The organism is Gilvimarinus sp. 2_MG-2023 (genome assembly GCF_030547685.1).
Lineage (GTDB): Bacteria > Pseudomonadota > Gammaproteobacteria > Pseudomonadales > Cellvibrionaceae > Gilvimarinus.
On sequence record NZ_JAUOQM010000035.1, the window covers coordinates 18606 to 40176 of the forward strand.

At 52.4% G+C, this 21571-nt stretch carries 16 protein-coding genes; 8 read left to right on the plus strand and 8 right to left on the minus strand.

What is annotated here, in order from left to right:
* Positions 1–33 precede the first annotated feature (33 nt).
* A complete protein-coding gene (locus Q4526_RS07625) occupies positions 34–1035 on the minus strand; it encodes an adenosine kinase (protein ID WP_215976440.1) in 1002 nt (333 codons plus the stop codon).
* 115 nt (positions 1036–1150) lie between these two features.
* Between Q4526_RS07625 and mrcB the strand changes: the two genes are divergently transcribed.
* The 6 genes from mrcB (at position 1151) to Q4526_RS07655 (ending at position 10520) form a co-directional block, all read left to right on the plus strand.
* On the plus strand, positions 1151–3538 hold the full coding sequence (gene mrcB, locus Q4526_RS07630) for a penicillin-binding protein 1B (protein WP_303609580.1): 2388 nt from the start codon (positions 1151–1153) through the stop codon (positions 3536–3538).
* Positions 3539–3595: 57 nt separating this feature from the next.
* Complete coding sequence (locus Q4526_RS07635) at positions 3596–4096, plus strand: tetratricopeptide repeat protein (RefSeq protein WP_215976441.1); 501 nt, start codon at positions 3596–3598, stop codon at positions 4094–4096.
* 17 nt (positions 4097–4113) lie between these two features.
* Positions 4114–4497 carry a hypothetical protein gene (locus Q4526_RS07640; protein WP_303609581.1) on the plus strand — a complete coding sequence of 128 codons (384 nt, stop codon included), beginning with the start codon at positions 4114–4116 and terminating at the stop codon, positions 4495–4497.
* Between the two features lie 100 nt (positions 4498–4597).
* Entirely contained in the window at positions 4598–5971 is a 1374-nt protein-coding gene (locus Q4526_RS07645; RefSeq protein ID WP_303609582.1) for an efflux RND transporter periplasmic adaptor subunit, read from the plus strand.
* Positions 5968–9087 (plus strand): efflux RND transporter permease subunit, encoded by a 3120-nt coding sequence (locus Q4526_RS07650; RefSeq protein WP_215976443.1) that lies wholly within the window; start codon positions 5968–5970, stop codon positions 9085–9087. The genes Q4526_RS07645 and Q4526_RS07650 overlap by 4 nt, the downstream gene beginning before the upstream one ends.
* A 764-nt stretch (positions 9088–9851) precedes the next feature.
* The gene (locus tag Q4526_RS07655; RefSeq protein WP_215976444.1) at positions 9852–10520 is read left to right on the plus strand and encodes a hypothetical protein; all 669 of its coding nucleotides are present in this window, start codon (positions 9852–9854) and stop codon (positions 10518–10520) included.
* 100 nt (positions 10521–10620) lie between these two features.
* Here the strand turns inward: Q4526_RS07655 and Q4526_RS07660 are convergent, their stop codons facing one another.
* The 3 genes from Q4526_RS07660 to Q4526_RS07670 all read right to left on the minus strand — a co-directional run bounded on the left by Q4526_RS07660 (position 10621) and on the right by Q4526_RS07670 (position 14558).
* Complete coding sequence (locus Q4526_RS07660) at positions 10621–10938, minus strand: CcdB family protein (RefSeq protein WP_215976445.1); 318 nt, start codon at positions 10936–10938, stop codon at positions 10621–10623.
* Complete coding sequence (locus Q4526_RS07665; RefSeq protein WP_215976446.1) at positions 10938–11183, minus strand: type II toxin-antitoxin system CcdA family antitoxin; 246 nt, start codon at positions 11181–11183, stop codon at positions 10938–10940. The genes Q4526_RS07660 and Q4526_RS07665 overlap by 1 nt, the downstream gene beginning before the upstream one ends.
* 228 nt (positions 11184–11411) lie before the next feature.
* Entirely contained in the window at positions 11412–14558 is a 3147-nt protein-coding gene (locus Q4526_RS07670; protein ID WP_215976447.1) for a TonB-dependent receptor, read from the minus strand.
* A 272-nt stretch (positions 14559–14830) separates the two neighbouring features.
* Between Q4526_RS07670 and Q4526_RS07675 the strand changes: the two genes are divergently transcribed.
* A complete protein-coding gene (locus tag Q4526_RS07675; protein WP_215976448.1) occupies positions 14831–16033 on the plus strand; it encodes an endonuclease/exonuclease/phosphatase family protein in 1203 nt (400 codons plus the stop codon).
* 602 nt (positions 16034–16635) lie between these two features.
* Positions 16636–18051 (plus strand): hypothetical protein, encoded by a 1416-nt coding sequence (locus tag Q4526_RS07680; RefSeq protein WP_215976449.1) that lies wholly within the window; start codon positions 16636–16638, stop codon positions 18049–18051.
* A 27-nt stretch (positions 18052–18078) separates the two neighbouring features.
* On the opposite strand, the gene panB is transcribed toward Q4526_RS07680, so the two are convergent.
* From panB to pcnB, 4 genes are read right to left on the minus strand one after another with little or no spacing between them, the layout of a single operon-like run.
* Positions 18079–18903, minus strand: a complete 825-nt coding sequence (panB, locus tag Q4526_RS07685) for a 3-methyl-2-oxobutanoate hydroxymethyltransferase (protein ID WP_215976450.1) — start codon at positions 18901–18903, stop codon at positions 18079–18081.
* 16 nt (positions 18904–18919) lie between these two features.
* Positions 18920–19603, minus strand: a complete 684-nt coding sequence (locus Q4526_RS07690; RefSeq protein ID WP_215976451.1) for a deoxynucleoside kinase — start codon at positions 19601–19603, stop codon at positions 18920–18922.
* 24 nt (positions 19604–19627) lie between these two features.
* Complete coding sequence (gene folK, locus Q4526_RS07695; RefSeq protein ID WP_215976452.1) at positions 19628–20152, minus strand: 2-amino-4-hydroxy-6-hydroxymethyldihydropteridine diphosphokinase; 525 nt, start codon at positions 20150–20152, stop codon at positions 19628–19630.
* Positions 20149–21465: a polynucleotide adenylyltransferase PcnB gene (gene pcnB, locus Q4526_RS07700; protein WP_215976453.1), complete on the minus strand. Its 1317-nt coding sequence runs from the start codon at positions 21463–21465 to the stop codon at positions 20149–20151. Before pcnB ends, folK begins: the two co-directional genes overlap by 4 nt.
* Positions 21466–21571: the final 106 nt, after the last annotated feature.

Consider the following 21571-nt stretch of genomic DNA (forward strand, 5'->3'; position numbering starts at 1 on the left):
GGTTGCTGCAAGTATTTAAAAGCTGCCGTTAACTCAACCAAAAAATGCGGTTTTTAACTCTTGATGCTGCTCGGCCTTTAAGCGTGGGCCATATTGCGTCACTACTTTGGTGGCGGCGAGGTTGGCAAAGCGCCCGGCGCGCTCGTAACCTTCACCCTGACTGAGGGCGTAGAGGAAAGCACCTGCGTACATATCACCGGCACCATTGGTATCAATGGCTTTTGCTTTGGCGGTGGGAATGCTCATTAAGTCTGTGCCATCAAACACCAGCGAGCCTTCGGCGCCTAAGGTAATGGCGAAGGTTTTGGCGCAGCGCTGCAGCTCAATAATCGCGTCGTCAATATTTTCGGTTTGGGTAAAGCCGAGCGCCTCATCGCGGTTACAGAACAGTAAGTCGACGCCGCCGCCGATCATCTCGGTCAAGCCATCTTTAAAGAACTGCACCATGGCCGGGTCCGACAGGCTGAGTGCGACTTTGGTGTTGTGCTGCTCGGACAATTGGCGCAGTTTAATCGCCGCTTCGCGGCCGGTATCTGAGCTGACCAAGTAACCTTCAATATACGACCACTGCGAGGCGCTAATGGCGTCTTCATCCAACTCCGTGGTGGAGACGGTAGCACTGAGACCTAAAAAGGTATTCATGGTGCGTTCGGCATCGGGGGTAATCATCACCAAACATTTACCGGTAATGCCTTCATCCTGACCGACGTGGGTGGGGTAGCTGACCTTGGCATCTTTAATATCTTGCAGGTAGAAGCTGCCATTGTCGTCGTTGGCGACCTTACAGGAGTAAAAGTTGTGGCAGCCGAAGTAGCCTGCGGCAATAATGGTGTTGGCGCCGGAGCCGCCACTGGCACGCTGCGAGGCTACCAAGTGATCTTGCAAATAGCCAATAATCTCGTGCTGGCGCTCTTCGTCCACCAGCGTCATCACGCCTTTGTCTACGCCCATGGCTGTTAAATCGTCATCGGTTACCGTGATTTCGGTGTCTACCAGAGCGGCGCCGATGCCGTAAATATCGTATTGCTTTGCCATTGTTTGCCTCTAGCGCTGAAGGGGTGAGCCGGCCGGTGCCGCACTCATAAGTTAAGGGGCATTTCACACCGACTCGACACTTCGGTGGCAGCTCCCTTGTATTTGGGCGCACATTATGCAAAATAACCGCGCCCTAATCAAAGCTGGTATTCTGCACCCTATGACCAAACGCCGTACTCGTACCACCAAACGCACTCGAAAAAAGGCCTCTGGCCGCGCCGGGCACGGCCGCTCACTGTTTAAGCTGCTTTTCTTTTACGGTTTATGCATCGCGCTGGTAGCTGTTGGCCTGTGGATGCTCTACCTCGATCAGATCGTACGCGAGAAGTTTGAGGGTAAAAAATGGGCGTTGCCAGCCCGGGTTTACGCGCGCCCTCTAGAGTTATACGAGGGGCTGTCGGTCACACCTAATTTGCTGGAGCGCGAGCTTGGGGCTCTCGGGTACCGCTGGGTGGATTCGGTGACAAAACCCGGCCAGGCCAGTCGACACAGTGCCGGCGAGTACACCCGCTATCAAATTTACACTCGCGGTTTTAACTTTTGGGATGGCCAAGACCGGCCCCAAAAGTTTGAAGTGTTACTGGGGCCGGTGGGGGTGGCGCGCCTTACGCTCGATACTCGCGAATTGCCCTTGGTGCGACTGGAGCCTGAACAAATTGGGGGGATTTACCCTGCGCAAAAAGAAGATCGCCTGTTAGTACAGCTAAAAGACCTGCCCCCGCTTTTGGGTGAAACCCTGCTGGCGGTAGAAGATAAAAACTTTATTAATCACTGGGGCGTATCGCCGGTGGCCATTGCTCGCGCCGCCTGGGTAAATGTTCGCTCTGGTCGGGTGGTGCAGGGCGGCAGCACCTTAACCCAGCAGCTCGTTAAAAACTTTTATTTAACGCAGGAGCGCAGTCTTACCCGCAAAGCCCAAGAGGCGGCTATGTCGGTCTTGCTGGAGTTGCACTACAGCAAAGCCGAAATTCTAGAAACTTATATCAACGAAGTCTTTTTGGGGCAGAGCGGCGCGCGCGCTATTCACGGTTTTGGTTTGGCCGCGCAGCATTATTTTCAGTTGCCCGTCTCCGAACTGGATGCCCCCAAGGTGGCACTGTTGGTGGGTTTGGTTAAAGGCGCCTCATATTACAACCCGTGGCGCAACCCCGAACGTGCCCGCAAGCGCCGCAATCTGGTGCTGGATGTTATGCATCGCGAAGGCCTGATTAATAAGGCGCAGCTAAGCCGTGCTCAGGCCGCATCGCTTGGGGTAGTTAAGGCGGGCAGCCGTTCGCAAACCACCTATCCGGCGTTTGTCGATCTGGTGAAGCGGCAGCTGGCTCGCGATTACAAACCCGAAGATCTACAAAGCGATGGCCTGCGTATCTTTACCACGCTCTCGCCCATGGTGCAGCGTCAAGCCGAAGAGGCCATGAGCAAACGCTTAACGACACTAGAGCGCGACTACAAAACCGAGCAACTACAAGGCGCCATGGTGGTGACCTCGGTGGGGGCTGCCGAAGTGCTGGCGGTAGTGGGGGATCGCAACCCGCGCTACGCCGGTTTTAACCGGGCATTGGATGCCAAACGCCCGGTGGGCTCATTGATGAAACCCTTGGTGTACTTGGCTGCACTGGAGCAACCTGCGCGCTATCATCTAGGCAGTATTATTTCCGATGCGCCGGTTACGGTGCAAAGTGATGATGGCGAGCTGTGGCAGCCGCAAAACTATTCCCGCCAAAGCCACGGCGATGTGCCTTTACTGCAAGCGCTGGTGCGTTCTTACAACCAAGCCACGGCCCGGCTGGGAATGCGAGTCGGGCTGGATAAGGTCGCCCACACCTTAAAGCGCGCCGGATTCGACGGGCGGGTGCCGCCCGTACCGGCGATGACTTTGGGGGCTATTGAAATGTCACCCATTGAGGTGGCGGGTATTTACCATACCCTGGCGGCCGAGGGCACCTATACGCCCCTGCGGGTGATTCGCGATGTACTGACCGCCACCGGCGAGCCGCTCAAGCGCTATCCTCTGACCATAGAGCAACGCTTTAGTGAGGCGGCAGCTTTTCAGTTGCAGTACGCCATGCAGGCGGTGTTGCGCGAAGGCACCGGTCGGGCGGTATACCATCGCTTTCCGGCCGACTTACCGCTGGCAGGCAAAACCGGCACCACCAATGATCAGCGCGATAGCTGGTTTGCCGGTTTCAGCGGCGAGCATTTAGCGGTGAGCTGGGTGGGGCGCGATGACAACAGCCCCATGCCCCTGACCGGCAGCGGCGGCGCTTTAAAAGTGTGGGCCGACTTAATGAGTGAACTGCCGACATTGGGGGTTAACTTAGAGCCACCGGAGTCGGTCAATTTTGACTGGGTTGATGCCTCCAGCGGTATGCTCAGCGCCGAAGGCTGCGAGGATGCCCTGTGGTTGCCCATGGTAACGCGCTACGCCCCCACCCAAGCGGTGGATTGCCGATTGCAGCAGCAAAAACAGGAGCGCAGTTGGTGGCAGCGGTTTTGGAATTAATTGCCGAGTGTTGTTTCAGTATTGCACCTAACACTCGCGGACAAATCAGCAGGTGATATGAAAGAGTTAAAGCAAGGTTTTGCCGCGCGTTGTTACGGCGGTTGGATAATCAGTGCCGTTTTACTGGCCAGTTGTGCCAGCCATACCCCGGCCCCGGTCAGTGAGGCCGGTGGCGGACAAACCCTTGACCCCAGTGTGAGCCAACCCAGCCCCGATGCCACTGAGCCTCAACAACCGGCAGAGTCAGGTGAGCCCAGCGCCCCGGCCCCCGTTCAGCCCTCGATGGGCAATCGTGACTCGGCAGTGGCGGCATTGCTGGAGCGATCATTGAGCGAGTACCGGCGCGGCCGCTACCCCCAATCGGTGGCCACCGCAGAGCGGGCGCTGCGCATCGACCGGCGCAATGCCGACATCTATTTACTGCTGGCGAAAAACTACTATCGGCTGGAAGACAACCAGCAAGCCGCCCAGTTTGCCCAGCGCGGCTTGCGCTACTGTGGCGACGACCGCTCGCTCAAGTGGGAGTTGGAGCGTATACTGAATAAAACTTTGGATTAAAACGCGCAGATTTATCGATGTTGCTACGGTGTTTGATGATTACGGTGTTCGTCTTACAGGGCCTGTTAGGCTCTGTTTTAGCGACACCTGCGCCCGAAAAAAATGCAGCACCGGAGCGCGTGGCGGTTGTGACGGATCAACTGGTGGCAACCCCCTGTCATGGTCACGGCGACATGACAGCCGAGCACACTAAGCAGGCTGAAAATTCGCACGCCTTGGCTCCGGAGCCGGAACACTGTTCCGGTGTTTGTTGCTGCCCGGGAATGTGTACAGCGGCAACTTTATTACCCTCCTCCTGGATTCTTCTTGCGGTGCCTCAGCAGACTGTAACGGCCCGTTTGGTCGTGCCGCTGCTGATTGCCCATCCCTCTCGTTTATATCGTCCCCCCACATTGGTCTGACACAGCTTCAGTGCGCCTAAAATTTGGTGCACCCGAATAAAGTTTGCCCTGATCAGGGTGTCTTTTTTATTGTGAGCAGACAATTATGTACGGAAAAATAATGATAGCGTTGCTGGTTGCAGTCGCGCTTGGATTGGTGGGCGGCTATTATTTAGCTTCTCCCGTATCGAATACCCTATTGGCGGTGGGCGAGGCTCCCCCGCAGAGTGCCGAGGCCTCATTCGAGCCCCTGTACTGGGTGGCCCCTATGGATGCCTCCTATCGGCGCGATAGGCCGGGTAAATCGCCGATGGGGATGGACTTGGTTCCCGTTTACGCTGAAGCGGATACTTCTCACCCAGCGGATGTGACCATATCCTCCGCCGTTGAACAGCACTTGGGTTTAACAACCAGCGTAGTGACCCGGCGCACTTTAAGTCCCACGATTAAAGCCGCCGGCTTTGTCAGTTTTAACGAGCAGGTATTAACGCACTTTCATCTGCGTGCTACCGGGTGGATCTCCAATCTGTCGGTCAATGCAGTAGGCGATTCGGTGCAAGCGGGGCAAAAGTTATTTGATTTTTACTCGCCCGATATTCGCAATACACAGCAAGAGTTTTTGCAGGCACTGAGCAGTGGCAATGACAGTTTAATACGCGCCTCGCGAGCCAAGTTAATCGCCCAGGGTGTGCCGGCACAAGAGATTAACTCTGTTGCAAAAAACCGGGAAATTAAATCGGAGATCGGGTTCTATGCGCAAAGATCCGGGGTGGTCGCGGAACTCAATGTTGCCAATGGTGCTTACGTCTCTCTGGAGCAAAATACATTATCGGTAGGGCCTTTGGATACGATTTGGGTTATTGCTGAGGTGTTTGAGCGCCAGGCCGGGCTTTTGGTTGAAGGTTTAGCGGTGGAAATTCGCTCGCGCGCCTATCCTGGCCGTCGCTGGCACGGGCAAATCGACTACGTCTATCCGGTGGTTAATCCTGCTAATCGCACCACCCGTGCGCGTATTGTTGTGAACAATGCCGATGCCAGTTTGCGGCCCAATATGCTGACTGAAATTTCTATCAGTGCTCGACAGAAAGCGCGCACACTTGCCGTGCCCAGCTCATCGGTAATACGCACAGGGCAGGGTGAGAGAGTGGTGCGCGAGGTATCCCCCGGTGTATTTCGCAGCACCGTGGTGGAAACAGGCTTGCGCGCAGAGAGCTTTACCGAAATAACGAAAGGGTTGGCAGAGGGGGACAAGGTCGTTACTAATGCTCACTTCTTAATTGACTCCGAGTCGAGTATTCACCTTGAGTTGAACAGGTTATCTCAACCCGAATCGAGCACATCCCCGAGCGTGGATCACAGCAATATGGATCACGGTGATGGGGGCCACAGCCAAATAAATCACAGCCAGTCGGAGCACTCGGGCATGAGCCACGGTGCGGCTGTGTCAAACACCGAGCACCCGGCTTCTCATCAAGGGCATGGGGGTGCACTATGATTCGGCGCATTATTGTCTGGTCGATTGAAAATCGCCTGCTGGTTTTATTAGCAGGGGTAGTCTTGGCGCTGGCTGGCGTGTACAGCCTGAATAAAACACCGGTGGATGCGATTCCCGATTTATCCGATGTGCAGGTGATTGAAAAAACCCACTACCCGGGGCAGGCGCCGCAAGTGGTGCAGGATCAGGTGAGCTACCCATTAACCACGGCAATGCTGGCCGTACCCGGTGCGAAAACCGTTCGCGGTTTTTCCTTTTTTGGGGACTCTTTCGTTTACATTTTGTTTGACGAGGGCACAGACCTTTATTGGGCGAGGTCACGGGTACTGGAGTATCTCAACCAAGTCAGCGGCCAACTGCCCGACAGCGTGCAACCCGAGCTTGGCCCGGATGCTACCGGGGTGGGCTGGGTGTTTAACTACGCGCTGGTTGACCGTACAGGCGGCCAGGACATAGAGGCACTGACTCGGCTACAGAACTGGTTTTTGCGCTACGAATTGCAAGCGGTCAGCGGCGTTGCCGAGGTGGCAACCATCGGCGGGATGGATCGGCAGTATCAGGTTGAAGTCGACCCCAACCGCCTGCGCGCTTACGGCGTACCTCTCGCCCAAGTGGTGACGGCAATACGCCGAGCCAATGCCGAGGCCGGTGCGTCGGTGATTGAAATGGCCGAAGCAGAGTATATGGTGCGAACCACCGGTTACATAGAAACGCTGGAAGATTTAAAACAAGTGCCACTGGGGGTGAGCCATCAGGGAACGGCACTGACCTTGGACGCTCTGGCGGATATTAAACTGATGCCCACAATGCGTCGCGGTATTGCCGAGCTCAACGGTGAAGGTGAGGTGGTCGGCGGGATTATCGTTATGCGCAGCGGTGAGAATGCCGCAGCCGTGATTGAGCGCGTAAAAGAGAAAATCACAGCCCTTGAGGGCAGTTTGCCGCCGGGGGTGGAAATTGTGACCACTTATGATCGCTCCAAGTTAATTTACGCAGCGGTCAGTAATCTATACCAAAAGTTGGGCGAAGAGTTTTTCGTCGTCGTCTTAGTGTGTGCGCTGTTTTTGTTTCACTTGCGCTCGGCTTTAGTGGTGTTAGTCAGCTTGCCACTGGGTATTCTCGCCAGTTTTATCATTATGCAGTGGCAGGGCATTAACGCCAATATTATGTCTCTGGGAGGCGTTGCCATTGCCATTGGGGCGATGGTTGATGGTGCCGTGGTGATGATTGAAAACCTGCACAGTCATCTTGAACGTCATAAAAATAAAACACTGACCGCACAAGAGCGCTGGCAAGTGGTGTCAGAATCTGCAGCGGAGGTGGGCCCTGCTTTGTTCTTTTCGCTGTTAATTATCACCGCCAGTTTCCTGCCTGTGTTTGCGCTCGGTGCGCAAGAGGGCAAGTTGTTTAGCCCATTGGCCTACACCAAAACCTACGCCATGGCTTGCGCCGCTGGCTTGGCGGTCACCCTGGTGCCGGTACTTTTGGGTTATTGTGTGCGCGGCCGGATTGTGCCCGAGAGTAAAAACCCGGTTAACCGTTTGCTGGTGGCAGGCTACCGGCCGCTACTTAACGCGGCCTTGCGTTTTCCCAAAATCACCATTGTTTTAGCCGCTGTGGCGATGATTGTAGGGCTCTATCCGGCGGGCAAATTGGGCAGTGAATTTATGCCGCCGCTCGATGAGGGCGACCTCATGTTCATGCCCACGACTTACGCGGGGCTGTCTATAGGCGAAGCGCGGCAAATATTGCAGCAAACAGACAAACTTATCAAAACCCTGCCAGAAGTGGAGTCGGTCTTTGGCAAAATAGGCCGGGCCGATACCGCGACCGACCCGGCACCGCTTACCATGATTGAAACGGTGATTCAGTTTAAACCGCGCAGTGAATGGCGCCCGGGGGTTGATATGGCGAGGATCAAGCGCGAACTAAATCAGCGTATTGATTTTCCAGGTCTGACCAATGCCTGGGTAATGCCAATTAAAACCCGCATTGATATGTTGTCCACCGGGATTAAAACACCGGTGGGTATTAAAATCGCCGGGTCGGATTTGAGCGTCATTAACCAGATAGGTACTGAGCTTGAGTCACTGTTGATGCAGGTGCCGGGCACGGCCTCAGCATACGCTGAGCGGGTGTCGGGAGGACGCTATATTACTATTGATATTCAGCGTGATCAGGCCGCCCGCTACGGTTTAAATATTGCCGACATACAGACTGTGGTTCGCTCCGCCATCGGAGGCGAAAAGATCACTCAAACGGTGCAAGGTGAGGCGCGCTACCCAGTGAGTATGCGTTTTCCGCAAAGTTATCGCGACTCACCGGAGAAAATTGCCGGTCTACCTCTGGTGACCGCAAGCGGCGTTACCCTGACCCTGGCAGATGTGGCCAATGTAACCATAGAAGATGGCCCACCGATGATTAAAAGTGAAAATGCGCGGTTGAATGGTTGGGTTTTTGTCGATACTGAGTCGAGCGATATTGGCGGCTATGTTAGCCGGGCCAAACAACACCTTGCCGGTACACTGCAGTTGCCCGCCGGTTACTCTGTGACTTGGGGCGGACAGTTTGAGTACATGCAGCGAGCGGCAGAGCGACTGACCTTAGTCGTTCCTATTACCTTGGCTATTATCGTTATTTTGCTTTATATAAATTTTAGGCGGGTGATCCCGGTGATAATCATTTTGGTCACTTTGCCGTTTTCACTTATTGGTGCAATTGCACTGATGAGTATTTTAAATTTTCACTGGTCGGTTGCCGTGGCCATGGGGTTTATCGCACTGGCAGGTGTGGCGATTGAAATCGGGGTGTTAATGCTGGTGTATTTAGAGCTGTCGTATCAGAAGTTGTGCCAGAGCAATCAAAGCTTCAACCGGGCCCAGCTGGTGGCTGCCGTGCGCGACGGTGCGCTGCAACGTTTGCGGCCCATTGTGATGACAGCCGCGACTCTATTCGCTGGCCTGCTGCCGATTCTCATGAGCAGCGGCTCCGGTGCGCAAATTATGCAGCGAATTGCAGCGCCGATGATTGGCGGTACTGTGAGTACTTTATTGCTGACGTTATTGGTTTTGCCGGCGATATATCTGTTGTGGCGGCGGGGAGCCGCGAATGTTTGATGCCAGGCATCGGACATTTAGTTGTTTTCTTTTGCCCTCTTTCGCCGGGCGGGCGAGTCATTCCTTCCTCTTATGATAGTGCTGAGTGTCGGTCAATGTTAGTGGTTGAGCGCACAGGACGTGTGGGAAAGGCATAAACGCGCATGTGCCGGAATTCGCCCGGCAGGCGAGGTACTTTTTACTCCAAAAAGTACCCAAAAAGCCGCCCCCGGCAACTGGCCCCTGTGGGGTGCCCTCGCTCCGGTTGATTTTAGCGGGCCGTATCGACAGACCTTCCATGGTCTGACGATACTTGCGCAAACGGCCTGTTTGCTTACCCACTAAAATCAACCTCCGTTCGGCGCAGTGGCATGGGGGAAGGGGACTTCGTAGTGGGTTTTGTTATTGCGTCAGGCGTCCGACCTGCAGTTTTCATCAGACACAAGCATTCCACATTTAAAAGCTTGGTTTCTGCTTGTGAAACTTTCGTGTTCAAGGGAAAACCCTTGTGCATTATGGGTTTGCTGGTGCTGGGCTGTAGAGAATGTCGTTGTAATTCAATTGGCTGGGTACGCTTGCTTGGCCGTAATAAAAAGGTTAGATTAATGGCTCACTTTTCATTAGTCGCACTTTCCCCAGACAAGGAGCTGTCAAAATATGTCTATTTCCCAGCTATTTAAAAAGGCTTCCATAACTAATTTCATCCAATTTCTACATGAGATAGGGTGAATGGGCAAAGTGCGACTAAGTCGCATGAATTAGCTGTTAGTGAACACGAGGAATCTATGAAAATTGAAGCTTTGAAAGCTAGAGCCGCTGAGCTTATCAACCTTGGTGCTTCAGCACGAGATTCAAGCGGTAAGCAGAAAAATAATGCTTTTGTTAGTGCTGAAGATTTTTATAAGTTTCGCGCGTCTAGCCTTTCCTTCCTTGGCAATCTGTTTGGATCAGACCATTCCTACTACTTGGAATTTAATAGAGCAGTAAGTGACCCGATGGTTAGAGCTACCGAATGTGGAATAGGGATAATGCAGGCCGTACATGCCGAATTGGCTGGAGGTTGGCTCACGTCGGCCCGAAGTCTGATCGCGGCTGAGGTATTTTCTGACTTCATAGAAATGGCGGACCATTTGTTGGCTGAAGGTTACAAAGATGCCACAGCAGTCATACTAGGAGGGGTATTGGAGGAACATTTAAGAACTTTAGCTTCTGCTAAACGCATAGAGGTTTCGACCGAAAAAAATGGAACGTTGATACCAAAAAAAGCTGACCGGATAAATAGTGATTTAGCCACTGCCGGGGTTTATTCAAAGCTTGATCAGAAGAACGTAACCGCTTGGCTGGGGCTGCGCAATTGCGCAGCTCATGCAAAATATGATGAGTACTCCGTCGATCAAGTCCGAATAATGCGCGCTTCATTAGTCGATTTTATGGCCCGTAACAGCGCACACTAACAATCGCAATCAGGCGGAAATATTTTCCGTTCCTTGTTTTACGGTTTAACGCTACGCTACCGCAAAACAATCCACTCCAAATATTCCGCTGTTGCGGGCGTTAAATGCCCGAAATCGCAAAATCGAGCGAACCGATAATCTCACTTCTAAAATGGGATAAGGTACCAATAGGATTTTTTAAAATTGAAGCTGGAACTGAAGACATCTGAGGCGTTAGGATTAAAAGTTGCGCGTCCTCAAAAGACACTTCGGGGGTTAATCTATCTAAGGCTTCATTTTTTAACGCCGTCTTGAGACCTAGAGGAATTACGATCCTGCTCGAGAGATCACTCAGAAAAGGGTTTTGAATATCAAGCAAGTAAGGCAAATACTTTTTTGTAACCTTGCTGGGGTTCGGGTATACATCAAACTGAGCCATTAGAATGGCCTATATTCGTCGGCAAATAAGCCGTTCTCTTCTACAAAGCTATTGTAAGCTTTTATGGCAGCGGCATTTTCCCGTCTCCAGATTTCCGCACCCTTCTCGGCTAGCTTTTGCTTAAGGGCCTGCTCTAAAGTGGCGGATAGATTCACATTAAGGTTGCGTGACTTGGCGAGTAAGTCACTGTTTATACTCAGGTTTGTTGGTTTTTTGGGAGCGTTTAGGTCATATAAAGATTGCATCAAAGTGTACTCATGCGTATAGGTATGCGCATAGATTACAATATAGCATTTAACAAAGCAATCTATTGGACTTTCACGGCGTTGCTCGTTTTGCGGTTTCGGAATTCCGGGAACAGTTAACTTAATTCTCTAGGTGTTTGGTGCTGATAAACCACGAATAACGAATAACGAAAAACGGAGAACAGGGTCAACCCCCATTCTCCGTTTTCCGTAAACCGTTACCCGTCTTTAGAAGTCGTAGCGGAATCCGATACGAAGCTCCCAAAGGCTGGCGCCGCCAACTCGTGTTTGTCCCGCTGGGTCGCGGAATTCTTCATACACGTAGCGGCCTTGGTCGTCCATGCTGAAATCGACGGCGGTTTGTGCGCGTGGGAAGCTCGCTTCGTACTGCACACCCCAATCGTCATTCAACAGGTTACCCAGGTTTTCTACTACCATAAACAGAGAAGACTTGTGACCTTTCATGAAGCCGGGCAGTTCTTGCTCGATTTTCAAGTCAAACTTAATCCACCAGTCGCTGTAGATTTCGTTACGGTCCATAATTTGACCGCGGTCTAGGCCTTCGGAATCGACAAACTCATTGAAGGCATCAACATCGAAGTTTTCACCGTAAACAACGTTAGAGTCGCTCTCACCGGTAGGAACGTAAAGCAGGTGACGTTCGATAAAGCCCGTTGAGTCGCCGAATACAAAACCGTCGTTCATGGTGTAGCTGTATGGGCGGCCTTCATTGGCAGAGCCGAACAGGGTTACCCGAGTCGCATAATCGCCGAAAAATTCGTGATCAAAGGCGATTTTGGTGGTGAAGCGATGGGGGATGTTGTAGTTCGAGGTGGCTGTACCTGGGTTTTCCGGATCGGCAGTCGCCAGGTTAACGTAGTTGGAGAAAGCCACGGAGCTGGTCATCGGGTTTACATCTTCCGACTCAGTGTAGGCGTAGCCGAAAGAGGTTTCTAAACCGAAATCCCAGTGCTTGCTGACACCCATGGATAGGGTAATCGCTTCGCCTGAGTCACCTTTTACGTTGGTCAGCATAAAGTCTTGGCTGCGGCCATCTACGCTGTCGTAGATTGGGCGCCCGTCAAAAGCGGTACCAGTCTGTACGCGAGATATATCGGAGATAATGGCGGCATCTTCGTACTGGCTGTAGAGCAGGTCGGCCGAGAGGATGGTGTTACCGCCCAGCTCGTAACTGGTGCCCAATGCCAATTTCCATACCGATGGCACTTCAAAGTCTGGGTCGAGCAAGTTGACGCCGCCGTTGCTGCCTTCGCGGTTGGCAACTGCATCGTACATATGCTGTGGAATGTCGTAAATGGGACGACCTTCACCGGTGTAATCCATATCCAGGATTGAATCGCCGCTGCGATCCTGCACTTCAATTTGGGTTACGCCGTCGTTGGAGTAGCTGTTAGAAATCCATACGTTGGGGTTGCCGCCGGAGTAGAGGCCAAGACCACCGTGAATTTCCAGTGCGTCGGACAGGTTCCAGTTAAAGCCCAAGCGCGGTTGCAGCAAGTCGGCACCGTCCAGGTTTTGGCGGTTGTCGATGGTGTAACTGCTTAGGATGTCGTAGTTTTGTGCAGGAACGTCGTCACTTTCGTACCAGTCGTAACGCAAGCCTGCCACGATGCGCAGATCGCCACCGTCGAGGAAGATTTCATCCTGTAAGTACAAGGTGTTGATAGCGTACTCAAACGAGGCGGCAGCATCGTCTTTAATGTTTGTACCGGCGGCATTTTCGTAGGTGATGCGGCTAGGGGTGCCCGCGGCAAAGTCTTCAATAGAGTCAAAGCGGTACTCGCCTTCGGCTTCTTGGATAAACATATTGAAGATATCGAAAGTTTCACGCTCGTAACCAAACAGGAAGGTTTGGTGGTCGAGGCGGTAGGTACCTGCAAATTTCAGATTTAAGCTGTCGTAGGTCAGCTTGTTGGCGTGACGAGAATCGTCTGAACCCATATAAACGGTGGCTCGTGAATCGTTGCCGTCATTATCGTGATCGTTGTAAGTGGTGATCTGTACTTCACCGAACTCGGTGCCACCCAGTGACAACTGGCGGTTGTCCAACTCTTGGTAGCCGACTTTAACTTCGGTTGAGAAGTTGTCGCTCCAGTCGGAGAACAGCTGAGTCACATACGAGGTTAGTTCAGCGCCGCGCTCATAGTAGTGGTTGGAGAACTCCAGCTCATTCGAATCGCCATCAGACTGTGAAATACTAAAGCCGTCGTTGTAGTTGTAGGCGAATGACGCGCGATGTGATTCCGAAATGTTCCAGTCCAGTTTTACCAGAATTTTCTCATCTTCTACTGGCAGGCTGGAGGGCAAAGAGCCTGGGTCATAATCGTAAACATCGTTGGCGATTTGTTCGATTTGAGCCAGTTGATCGGCCGACACACCTTGTACCGGGGTGGCGACATTGGCATCGGCAGTGCCGCGGCCAAAGGTATTCACGCCTTCGAGTTTTTCGTATGAGGCAAAGAAAAACAGCTTGTCTTTAATGATAGGGCCGCCCAGGTGGAAACCGTAGCGCTGCTCGTCGAATGGGGCGATATCAATCGGTGAACCTTCCAATGAGTCACCGGTCATAGAGTCGTCGGTGTAATCGAAGAACACACCGCCGTGGATTTCGTTGTCGCCCGCCTTGGTGACCGCGTTGATGTTACAGGCACTAAAGCCACCGTACTGAACATCAAAAGGTGCCAGTTCAACGGCTACCTGATCAATGGAATCATAGGAAAAGGGCATACGCTCGGTGGGGTAGCCGTTACTGTTTAAACCGAAGTTGTCGTTCATGCGAACGCCGTCAACGGTTAGGCTGTTAAAGCGTGGGTTGGCACCGGCGCACTGAATAGAATCGGCAAAAGCTTCATCCACATAAATTCGCGGATCAATTTTTACCAGGTCTTTAATATCACGGTTGATCGCTGGGGCAGAGGCTAAGTCTTGTATGCTAAACGATGAGCTTGGCCCCACAGCGGCGTAGTTTTGCTCTTCGGCATTGCCCATTACTAGCATTTCTTCTGCCATGGCAGCGCCCACGATCACTTCGATCTGGTAGGCATCACCCAGCGTGAGGTAAAGATCCTCAACTTCACGGGTACCGTTGTCAGATTCAACGGTGACGGTGTAAGGGCCACCTACGCGCAGACCGCGCACATTAAAACGGCCAGATTCGCCCAGCTGTACGTTACTGGTGCTGTTGGATGGCTCGTGAACAACGGTGATCTTGGCATCGTTAACTGGTTGACCGTTAGCGTCTGTGACAATCCCTTGAATGGCCGAGCTGGTTTCCTGTGCAATACTTGGTAGCGCAATACCCATCGTAGCGGCAATGGCGATTGGTAATGCGTTTTTTAAAAATCTTTTTTTCATGGCAGTTTTATCCCGTTTGGTTGCTCCATGGTCGTTTGGCCAATGCGCGCACATAAAAGCCCGCCGATGCTTCGTTGGCATCAGTATTCGTGTTTGTATGGCGGGAAATTATTAGTATTGTTTGCGTGTTGGCTGGTTGACACTAACCTACGAATGCGAACATTCAGTGACTGTACTGTGACGATACCTTGACAAAACTGTGACAGAAATTTTCATGTTTATGTCATTAGTGGCCGTTACTCTAACCATTCTTATGAATTGGGGAGTGGATAATGAAAACGGCTAAGGGCGAGTATCGCGGGAAAGTAAAGTTTATAGGCTTGGCGTTGGTCGCTGTATGGGGCATGCTTTTAATGAGTGCTTGTCAAAGTAATAACCCAACAGAGGTTTCTATGCCCATACGTGTGGCCACTTTTAATGTGAGTATGGAGGCGCGCAATTATCAATCTGACTCCGCACTGTTAAGTGATCAGGTGCTGCCCCAGGCGCTTGACGCCCGGGCTGAACAAATTGTGAACATTGCCAAGGTGATTCAAGCAGTTCGGCCCGATATTGTGTTGCTCAATGAGTTTGATTACAGCGCAACGCCCTATGCAACCATTGAGCACTTTAAACAGCAGTTTTTGAATGTGGGGGACCAACCGGTAGATTACCCCTATGTGTATACCTCGCCGGTGAATACCGGCGAACTGTTTCCCGTCGACTTAGATGGGGACGGCGAGATCCGTCAACCCGCCGATACCTACGGTTTTGGTTATTTTCCCGGTCATTACGGTATGGTATTGCTCAGCCGCTACCCGATAGTTCACCAAGCGGTGCGCACCTTTCAAACTTTTCGCTGGCAAGATATGCCCGACGCTTTAGCGCCTGAGATTGATGGCCAGCCCTACTACCAGCCAGAGCAGTGGCAAGCGATGCGTCTCTCGTCTAAATCTCACTGGGATGTGCCGGTTAAGGTGGGTGATACTGAGGTGCATATTCTAGCCAGCCATCCCACCCCACCTGTGTTTGATGGGCCGGAAGATCGCAACGGCCGTCGCAATCACGATGAAATTAGACTTTGGCTGGATTATGTAGCGGGCAATGCCGATTATTTATACGACGATCACGGCGCGTATGGAGGTTTGGCGCAGGGGGCTCATTTTGTGATTGTCGGGGACCTGAACGCCTCGGCAACCGAGGGAGATGGCCGCCGGGTTATGATGCAGCGCCTGTTAAACCATCCCAGAGTTTACGACCCAAAACCTGCAAGCCCCGGGGCTAGTGCGGCTCGCCCTGATCAGCCCGGCAGTGAATACCATACTGCCGCCTGGGGGATGAGGGCCGATTATGTGTTGCCATCGCAATCGCTCACAGCTCAAGCCTCCGGCGTTTTTTGGCCCACGCCAGAAGAGCCGTTGCACTATTTAGTGAAAGATCGTCAATCGAGCTCTGACCATCGGTTGGTTTGGGTCGACCTTTTACTGCCTGAATGATGTTCTGAAAGCCGTAGAGTTTATGTTATGCACTAAAACACTTAAGTTGTTGGTCATTGTGCGTGAAATTCAGGGAAAATTCGCAATATTGTCGATTTTACGGACTGAGTCCGTGGCGAGGCCTGACGAGGTAAGTATAAGCTTTGGGTACTGGCGGCTTAATATATAGCCATATCATCTGTTTAATCTTTCGGCTATCTCTATTTCGTTTAATAGAAATGTTGAGTTTGGGTGGAAGTTTACGCTATCTGGTCAATACTTAAATGACTGAAGGTTGCAAAGTTTCCCTGTTTCGCCTTCGGTGGGCCCAGTGGCTCGGCAGGATCTTTCCTTTAAGTTACTCCTAGAATGGTCTTTTTTACCGACGCTTCCCCCAAAGCGTCGGTTTTTTTATATTTGAGCTTTGGTCTAGCAGCTTGAGCGCCATTTACAGTGTTTTTTCCCTTAAGCTATAATCCCAGCGGCTCTTTGAGAGGCTGTTAGGGTTCCGACTGATTCCGCAGCGTACTTCGTTCGGGATGAGGGGCGGAGGTTCAAATGCTCTCCGCCGCATGCCGCATATACCAATAAATGATCAGCAAAAGGATTTAAAGCAAAGAGCTATGGCGCAGCAAAAATGTGATTATGTGAAGGGGGCCAGAGCCGCATGGCACTGTGAGCTTTGCAATGTAAACTTCAGTGAGCAATGCATACCCGATGGCTACAACCCCCAGTGGGGCAAACAGGGTCCAATCTGTGTTAAGTGCCACTCTCCCCTAAAAGACTTAGATGATCCCAGTGCTTACCTGCCTTTTTGGCAAGTGGTTCCCTATTTGTTTATATACCCACTGCATTTTAATGCGCTTTTATTGATGCTAATTGGCGCCGGAGGCGTCTGGTTGGTGGGCGGTGGAGCCCCCGGGTACATTTACAGCTTTATATTTTCTATCGTGTCAATTAAGTACTTTCTGACCGTAATTTCCAAGCGGGCTGAGGGGCGGCGCTGGGCACCGAGCTTGATTGAGCTTGCCAAGCCGGACCCCCATATGTTGTTTCTACAGCTGATCGGCGTGTATGTGCTGTTCTCGGCCGGCACTTTGGCCGCAACACTGCTGGCGGGCGTATGGTTGGGGTTGGCGAGTTTGGTTTTTATTACCGCAGCGCTGCCGGCCTGTGTGATGATATTGGCCATCGACAGAAATATGTTCTCGGCGGTCAATCCGGCACGGCTGTTTCCCCTGATATTGGAAGTCGGTATCGGCCCTTATTTTGCCCTATGGCTAATGACTGCGGCGATCGGGGGAATGTCGTCGGCGCTGAGTTATTGGCTCGAACCCCAGTTGAGTGAGGTGTGGTTATTGCCCGTACTGACTGCCATTGGGCTGTATTTTTCGTTAGTTTTACATGCGTTACTGGGTTATGTCTTATTTCAATATCGCGATACGATTGCCGGCGCTTCCTTGTCCCACAATGAGCCTAAACTGGAAGGGGATGAATTTCGCAAAGCGCGGCTCTTGGGGGCCATGACGGTCTTTGAAAAAATGGGTGACATCGAGCGTTTGCGCCAGCCGATGCGCGACCTATTGGATGTCTGTCGCGACGACCTTGAAGTGCACCGGCGCTATCAAGGTCTGTTGATGCGGTTGAATAACGATCCAGACGCACTTGCCAAGCATACCGATTACTTACTGGGGCTCTTGCTCGATGCCAAGAAAAACACCGAGGCACTGGCATTGGTGAAAGATGTGTATGCGTTATTTGCAGGTTACCGTTTGCGTCATGCGCCGACGGCATTAAAACTGGCCCGATTGCTGACTAAGAAAAAGGAGCCGCGCTTGTTGGTGCAAGTCACCGCTAATTTACATAAGCGTGTTACTGCTACACCAGAGGTGGCGGCGGTGTATCTACTCGTGGCACAAGCGCTGGCAGGGCCTTTGGCGGAGCCTGCTAAGGCTAAGGCTGTTGTAGCTTATACGTTAAAGGTTTATCCCACCGCACCCGAGAGCAAGGCGCTAGCAAAGCTTAGCCGCTCTCTATAGTGTGGGAAGCCAAAGCCGAGTTGTTGCTCAGTTGAATTGATGCTCAATGCTGGGAAATTCACCGCTTTTGACATGGTCGCGATAGAGCTTTAGGGCGCTGGGAATATCGCCGGCTTGTCGCAAGAAATTTTTGGAAAATTTCGGCGGCTGCGGCGTCAGGCCTAGAATATCGTTAATCACCAGTACTTGGGCGTCGGTTTGATCACCGGCGCCGATACCGATCACTGGAATGTCCGATTGCTGGGTAATCTCGGTGCCTAGGGCCGAGGGGACGCACTCCACCAACAGTAAATCGGCACCGGCTTGATTGAGTATTTTGGTATCTTCTAAAAGCGTTTGAGCGCGCGCGTCTTGCCGTCCTTGCACCCGAAAACCACCAAATTTATGCACTGATTGCGGGGTAAGGCCTATGTGGGCGCAAACCGGAATGCCCCGGTCGGACAGCATACGAACGGTGTCGGCCAGCCAGGCACCACCTTCAATCTTCACCATATGCGCACCGGCCTGCATAATACGAGCGGCGTTGGTTAGCGCTTGCTCTGGCGTGGCATAGGTCATAAACGGCAAGTCGCCGATGATTAGAGATTTATCGTTGCCGCGTGCCACTGCCTCAACGTGGTAAATCATCTGCTCCATGGTGACGGGAATCACGGAGTCGTAACCCAGCACCGTCATGCCCAGTGAGTCGCCAATCAGTACCACTTCAACCGAACACTTTTGTGCCATAGCGGCCATGGGGGCATCGTACAGCGATACCATGACGAATTTTTCTTGGCCACGCATCTTGTGCAGGGTTTGCAAGGTGACTTGTTTCTCCAGACCGCCTGAGTTGTCTGCTTGAACGTAAGGCATGGTGTGGTTTCCTGTATTAAAGCGCGGGGGTGGGGTTGTAGTAGTGACGGCCATTTTTAATCGTCACAATGTATTCCACCAGCTGTTGAAAGTGCTCTCGGTTATCGGCCAAGTTTAAATCCTGAGCGTTGACGATTAGCAGCGGCGCCTGATCGTAATAGTGGAAAAACTCAGTATAGGCGTTGTTGAGAATTTTTAAATAATCATCACTAATGGATTGCTCAAACTTTACTCCGCGTTGGCGCACGCGTGACTGCAGTACATCCAGCGGGGCTTGTAGATAAATCACGAGATCCGGTTGGGGCGCATCTAAGGTTAACTTATTGTACACCTGCTGGTAGATGGCCAGTTCATCGTCATCGAGAGTCACTTGAGCAAACAGTTGATCCTTCTCAATCATAAAATCGGCAATGCGGGTCGGGCTAAACATATCGTCCTGACGCAATTGCTGAATTTGTCCGGCGCGCTGGAATAGAAAGAACAGTTGCGTTTGTAGGGCTACGGATTTGGGGTCTAGATAAAACCGCTCCAGAAACGGGTTTTCCTGCGGAGCTTCTTGCAGTAGGTCATAATTGAATAACTGGGCCAAATTGCGGCTAAGAGTGGTTTTCCCCACACCGATGGGCCCTTCTACGGCAATATAGCCTGGCAATTCGACGCCACTTAAATCCAGCGCTAATTTCTCGAACACATCCGACACAGCGATCTCCTATTGCATGGGTGTTTATTTTAACGAGTCACCGATACCAGTGCCAGTTGGCGGGTCGAGAGGGGTGATGTCTGCACGGTTACACTGCTCAGCCAGCGCTTGCAGGTTTTGGCCGTCAGGCAGTTGAATGCCTGGGGCGATATCCGCCAAGGGGAGCAAGACAAAACTGCGCTGGGTAAGAAAGGGGTGGGGAACCTGCAAGCGCTCGGTATCAATATGCGCATCGCCGTAGAGCAGGATGTCCAGATCCAGTGTGCGTGGCCCCCAGTGCTGCAATCGTTCGCGACCGTGTTGTTGCTCTATGGCTTGCAGATGATCGAGCAGGGTGAGGGCCTCGAGCTGAGTTTCTAAGCAGGCCGCCGCGTTGATAAAGTCTGGCTGATTTTGGGGGCCAACAGGTTTGCTGCGATAGTAGCTTGATACATTGATCAGGCGCGATTGGGGAAGCTCTGCCAGAGCTTCAATCGCGCGCGATAATTGCTGCCGCGGGTCTTCTAAATTACTGCCCAAGCCTAGGTAGGCATAGACCGCTGCACTCACTCCGGGCTCCGCTTCTTGCGCGGTGGGCGTCGGCTATTGCGTTTTTTGGTCGGCCCTTTAATGGCTTTTACCATGGACTGTTGTTCGGTTTCATCGGCCGCTTGAAACTGGGTCCACCAGTTGCCTAAGCCATCCATATCTTCGCCGGCGTCTTCGCGCAACAGCAGAAAATCATAAGCGGCACGAAAGCGGGGGTGATCTAGCATTTTAAAGGCGCGACCGCCGCCGCGCAGTGTTAAGCGGTGCTGTAAATCCCAAATTTCGCGCATAGGAATTAAAAACCGCTTGGGAATTGAGATACGAGCCAGCTGGTGGCCTACCGCATCTGAGGCGGCTTGAGCAAAGGCCTGACCTTTTGGCATGCCCCGGTTTTGAGCCATAAGTGCTTGTTGTGACGGCCACAGTAGGGCGGCAAAGATAAACGCAGGGGTGATGGATTTACCGGCCCGGATGCGCTTATCGGTATTGCTCATGCAAAGCTCGGCCATGGCCAGTGCTTTTTCATCGCCAGCGGCGATCAGCGCACCACTGTCGGGAAATAGCTGATCGTACAAGCCGTATTCGCGCAACAAGCCAAATGTGGCGGTGGCCGAACCGTTGAGAAAAAGCTTCAATATCTCTTCAAACAATCGCGCCGGAGGAATATTGGCTAGCAGCGGTGCCATGGATTTGATGGGCGCGGCTGTGTTCTTCTCAATATTAAAACCGAGCTTGGCGGCAAAACGCGCTGCGCGCAGCATGCGTACGGGGTCTTCTTCGTAGCGTTCTTTAGGGTTGCCAATCATGCGCAGAGTGCGCTTTTGCAAGTCTTTTAGGCCGCCGGTGTAATCGTGTACCGCAAAGCCGTCCAGCGAGTAATACAGTGCGTTGACGGTGAAGTCGCGGCGCACGGCGTCGGAGTGGACGTTGCCATAGACATTGTCGCGCAGCACCATGCCGTGTTCGTTGCGGGCCGCCTCGTGATGGCCGCGAAAGGTGGTCACTTCGATCATTTCCCGGCCGAAGCGCACATGAACAATTCTAAAGCGCCGACCGATAATACGGGCGCTGCGAAACAGGCTTTTGACCTGCTCGGGCTTGGCATTGGTGGCAACGTCAAAATCCTTGGGGTGGCCGCCTAGCAGGAGGTCTCGAACGCCACCGCCCACCAAATAGGCTTCGTAGCCGTGCTGGTTGAGCTGCTTCATTACCCTAATAGCCGCCTGACTAAGCAGCTTGCGTGAGACGCTGTGCTGATCGCGGGGGATAATAAGGGGCTGTTGGCGTTCAGTGTCGTTGCGTGTAGAGATCAGTTTAAACAGCCGTTTTAACATGGAGGGTACTGTGTTGGTGAAATCATTTTGATTAAGTTATTGGGGTAGGTTGAATCGGTATGGCCGAATTCACCTATTTGACCCATCGAAACCAGATTCTAGCATG

Bases quoted from the DNA above. Each gene is read 5' to 3' on its own strand.
- Q4526_RS07665 (WP_215976446.1), bottom strand. From the start codon at position 11,183: ATGCAATCTTTATATGACCTAAACGCTCCCAAAAAACCAACAAACCTG.
- Q4526_RS07640 (WP_303609581.1), top strand. From the start codon at position 4,114: ATGTTGCTACGGTGTTTGATGATTACGGTGTTCGTCTTACAGGGCCTG.
- mrcB (WP_303609580.1), top strand. From the start codon at position 1,151: ATGCAAAATAACCGCGCCCTAATCAAAGCTGGTATTCTGCACCCTATG.
- Q4526_RS07650 (WP_215976443.1), top strand. From the start codon at position 5,968: ATGATTCGGCGCATTATTGTCTGGTCGATTGAAAATCGCCTGCTGGTT.
- Q4526_RS07645 (WP_303609582.1), top strand. From the start codon at position 4,598: ATGATAGCGTTGCTGGTTGCAGTCGCGCTTGGATTGGTGGGCGGCTAT.
- Q4526_RS07680 (WP_215976449.1), top strand. From the start codon at position 16,636: ATGGCGCAGCAAAAATGTGATTATGTGAAGGGGGCCAGAGCCGCATGG.
- panB (WP_215976450.1), bottom strand. From the start codon at position 18,903: ATGCCTTACGTTCAAGCAGACAACTCAGGCGGTCTGGAGAAACAAGTC.
- pcnB (WP_215976453.1), bottom strand. From the start codon at position 21,465: ATGTTAAAACGGCTGTTTAAACTGATCTCTACACGCAACGACACTGAA.
- Q4526_RS07670 (WP_215976447.1), bottom strand. From the start codon at position 14,558: ATGAAAAAAAGATTTTTAAAAAACGCATTACCAATCGCCATTGCCGCT.
- Q4526_RS07625 (WP_215976440.1), bottom strand. From the start codon at position 1,035: ATGGCAAAGCAATACGATATTTACGGCATCGGCGCCGCTCTGGTAGAC.
- Q4526_RS07675 (WP_215976448.1), top strand. From the start codon at position 14,831: ATGAAAACGGCTAAGGGCGAGTATCGCGGGAAAGTAAAGTTTATAGGC.
- Q4526_RS07660 (WP_215976445.1), bottom strand. From the start codon at position 10,938: ATGGCTCAGTTTGATGTATACCCGAACCCCAGCAAGGTTACAAAAAAG.
- Q4526_RS07655 (WP_215976444.1), top strand. From the start codon at position 9,852: ATGAAAATTGAAGCTTTGAAAGCTAGAGCCGCTGAGCTTATCAACCTT.
- Q4526_RS07635 (WP_215976441.1), top strand. From the start codon at position 3,596: ATGAAAGAGTTAAAGCAAGGTTTTGCCGCGCGTTGTTACGGCGGTTGG.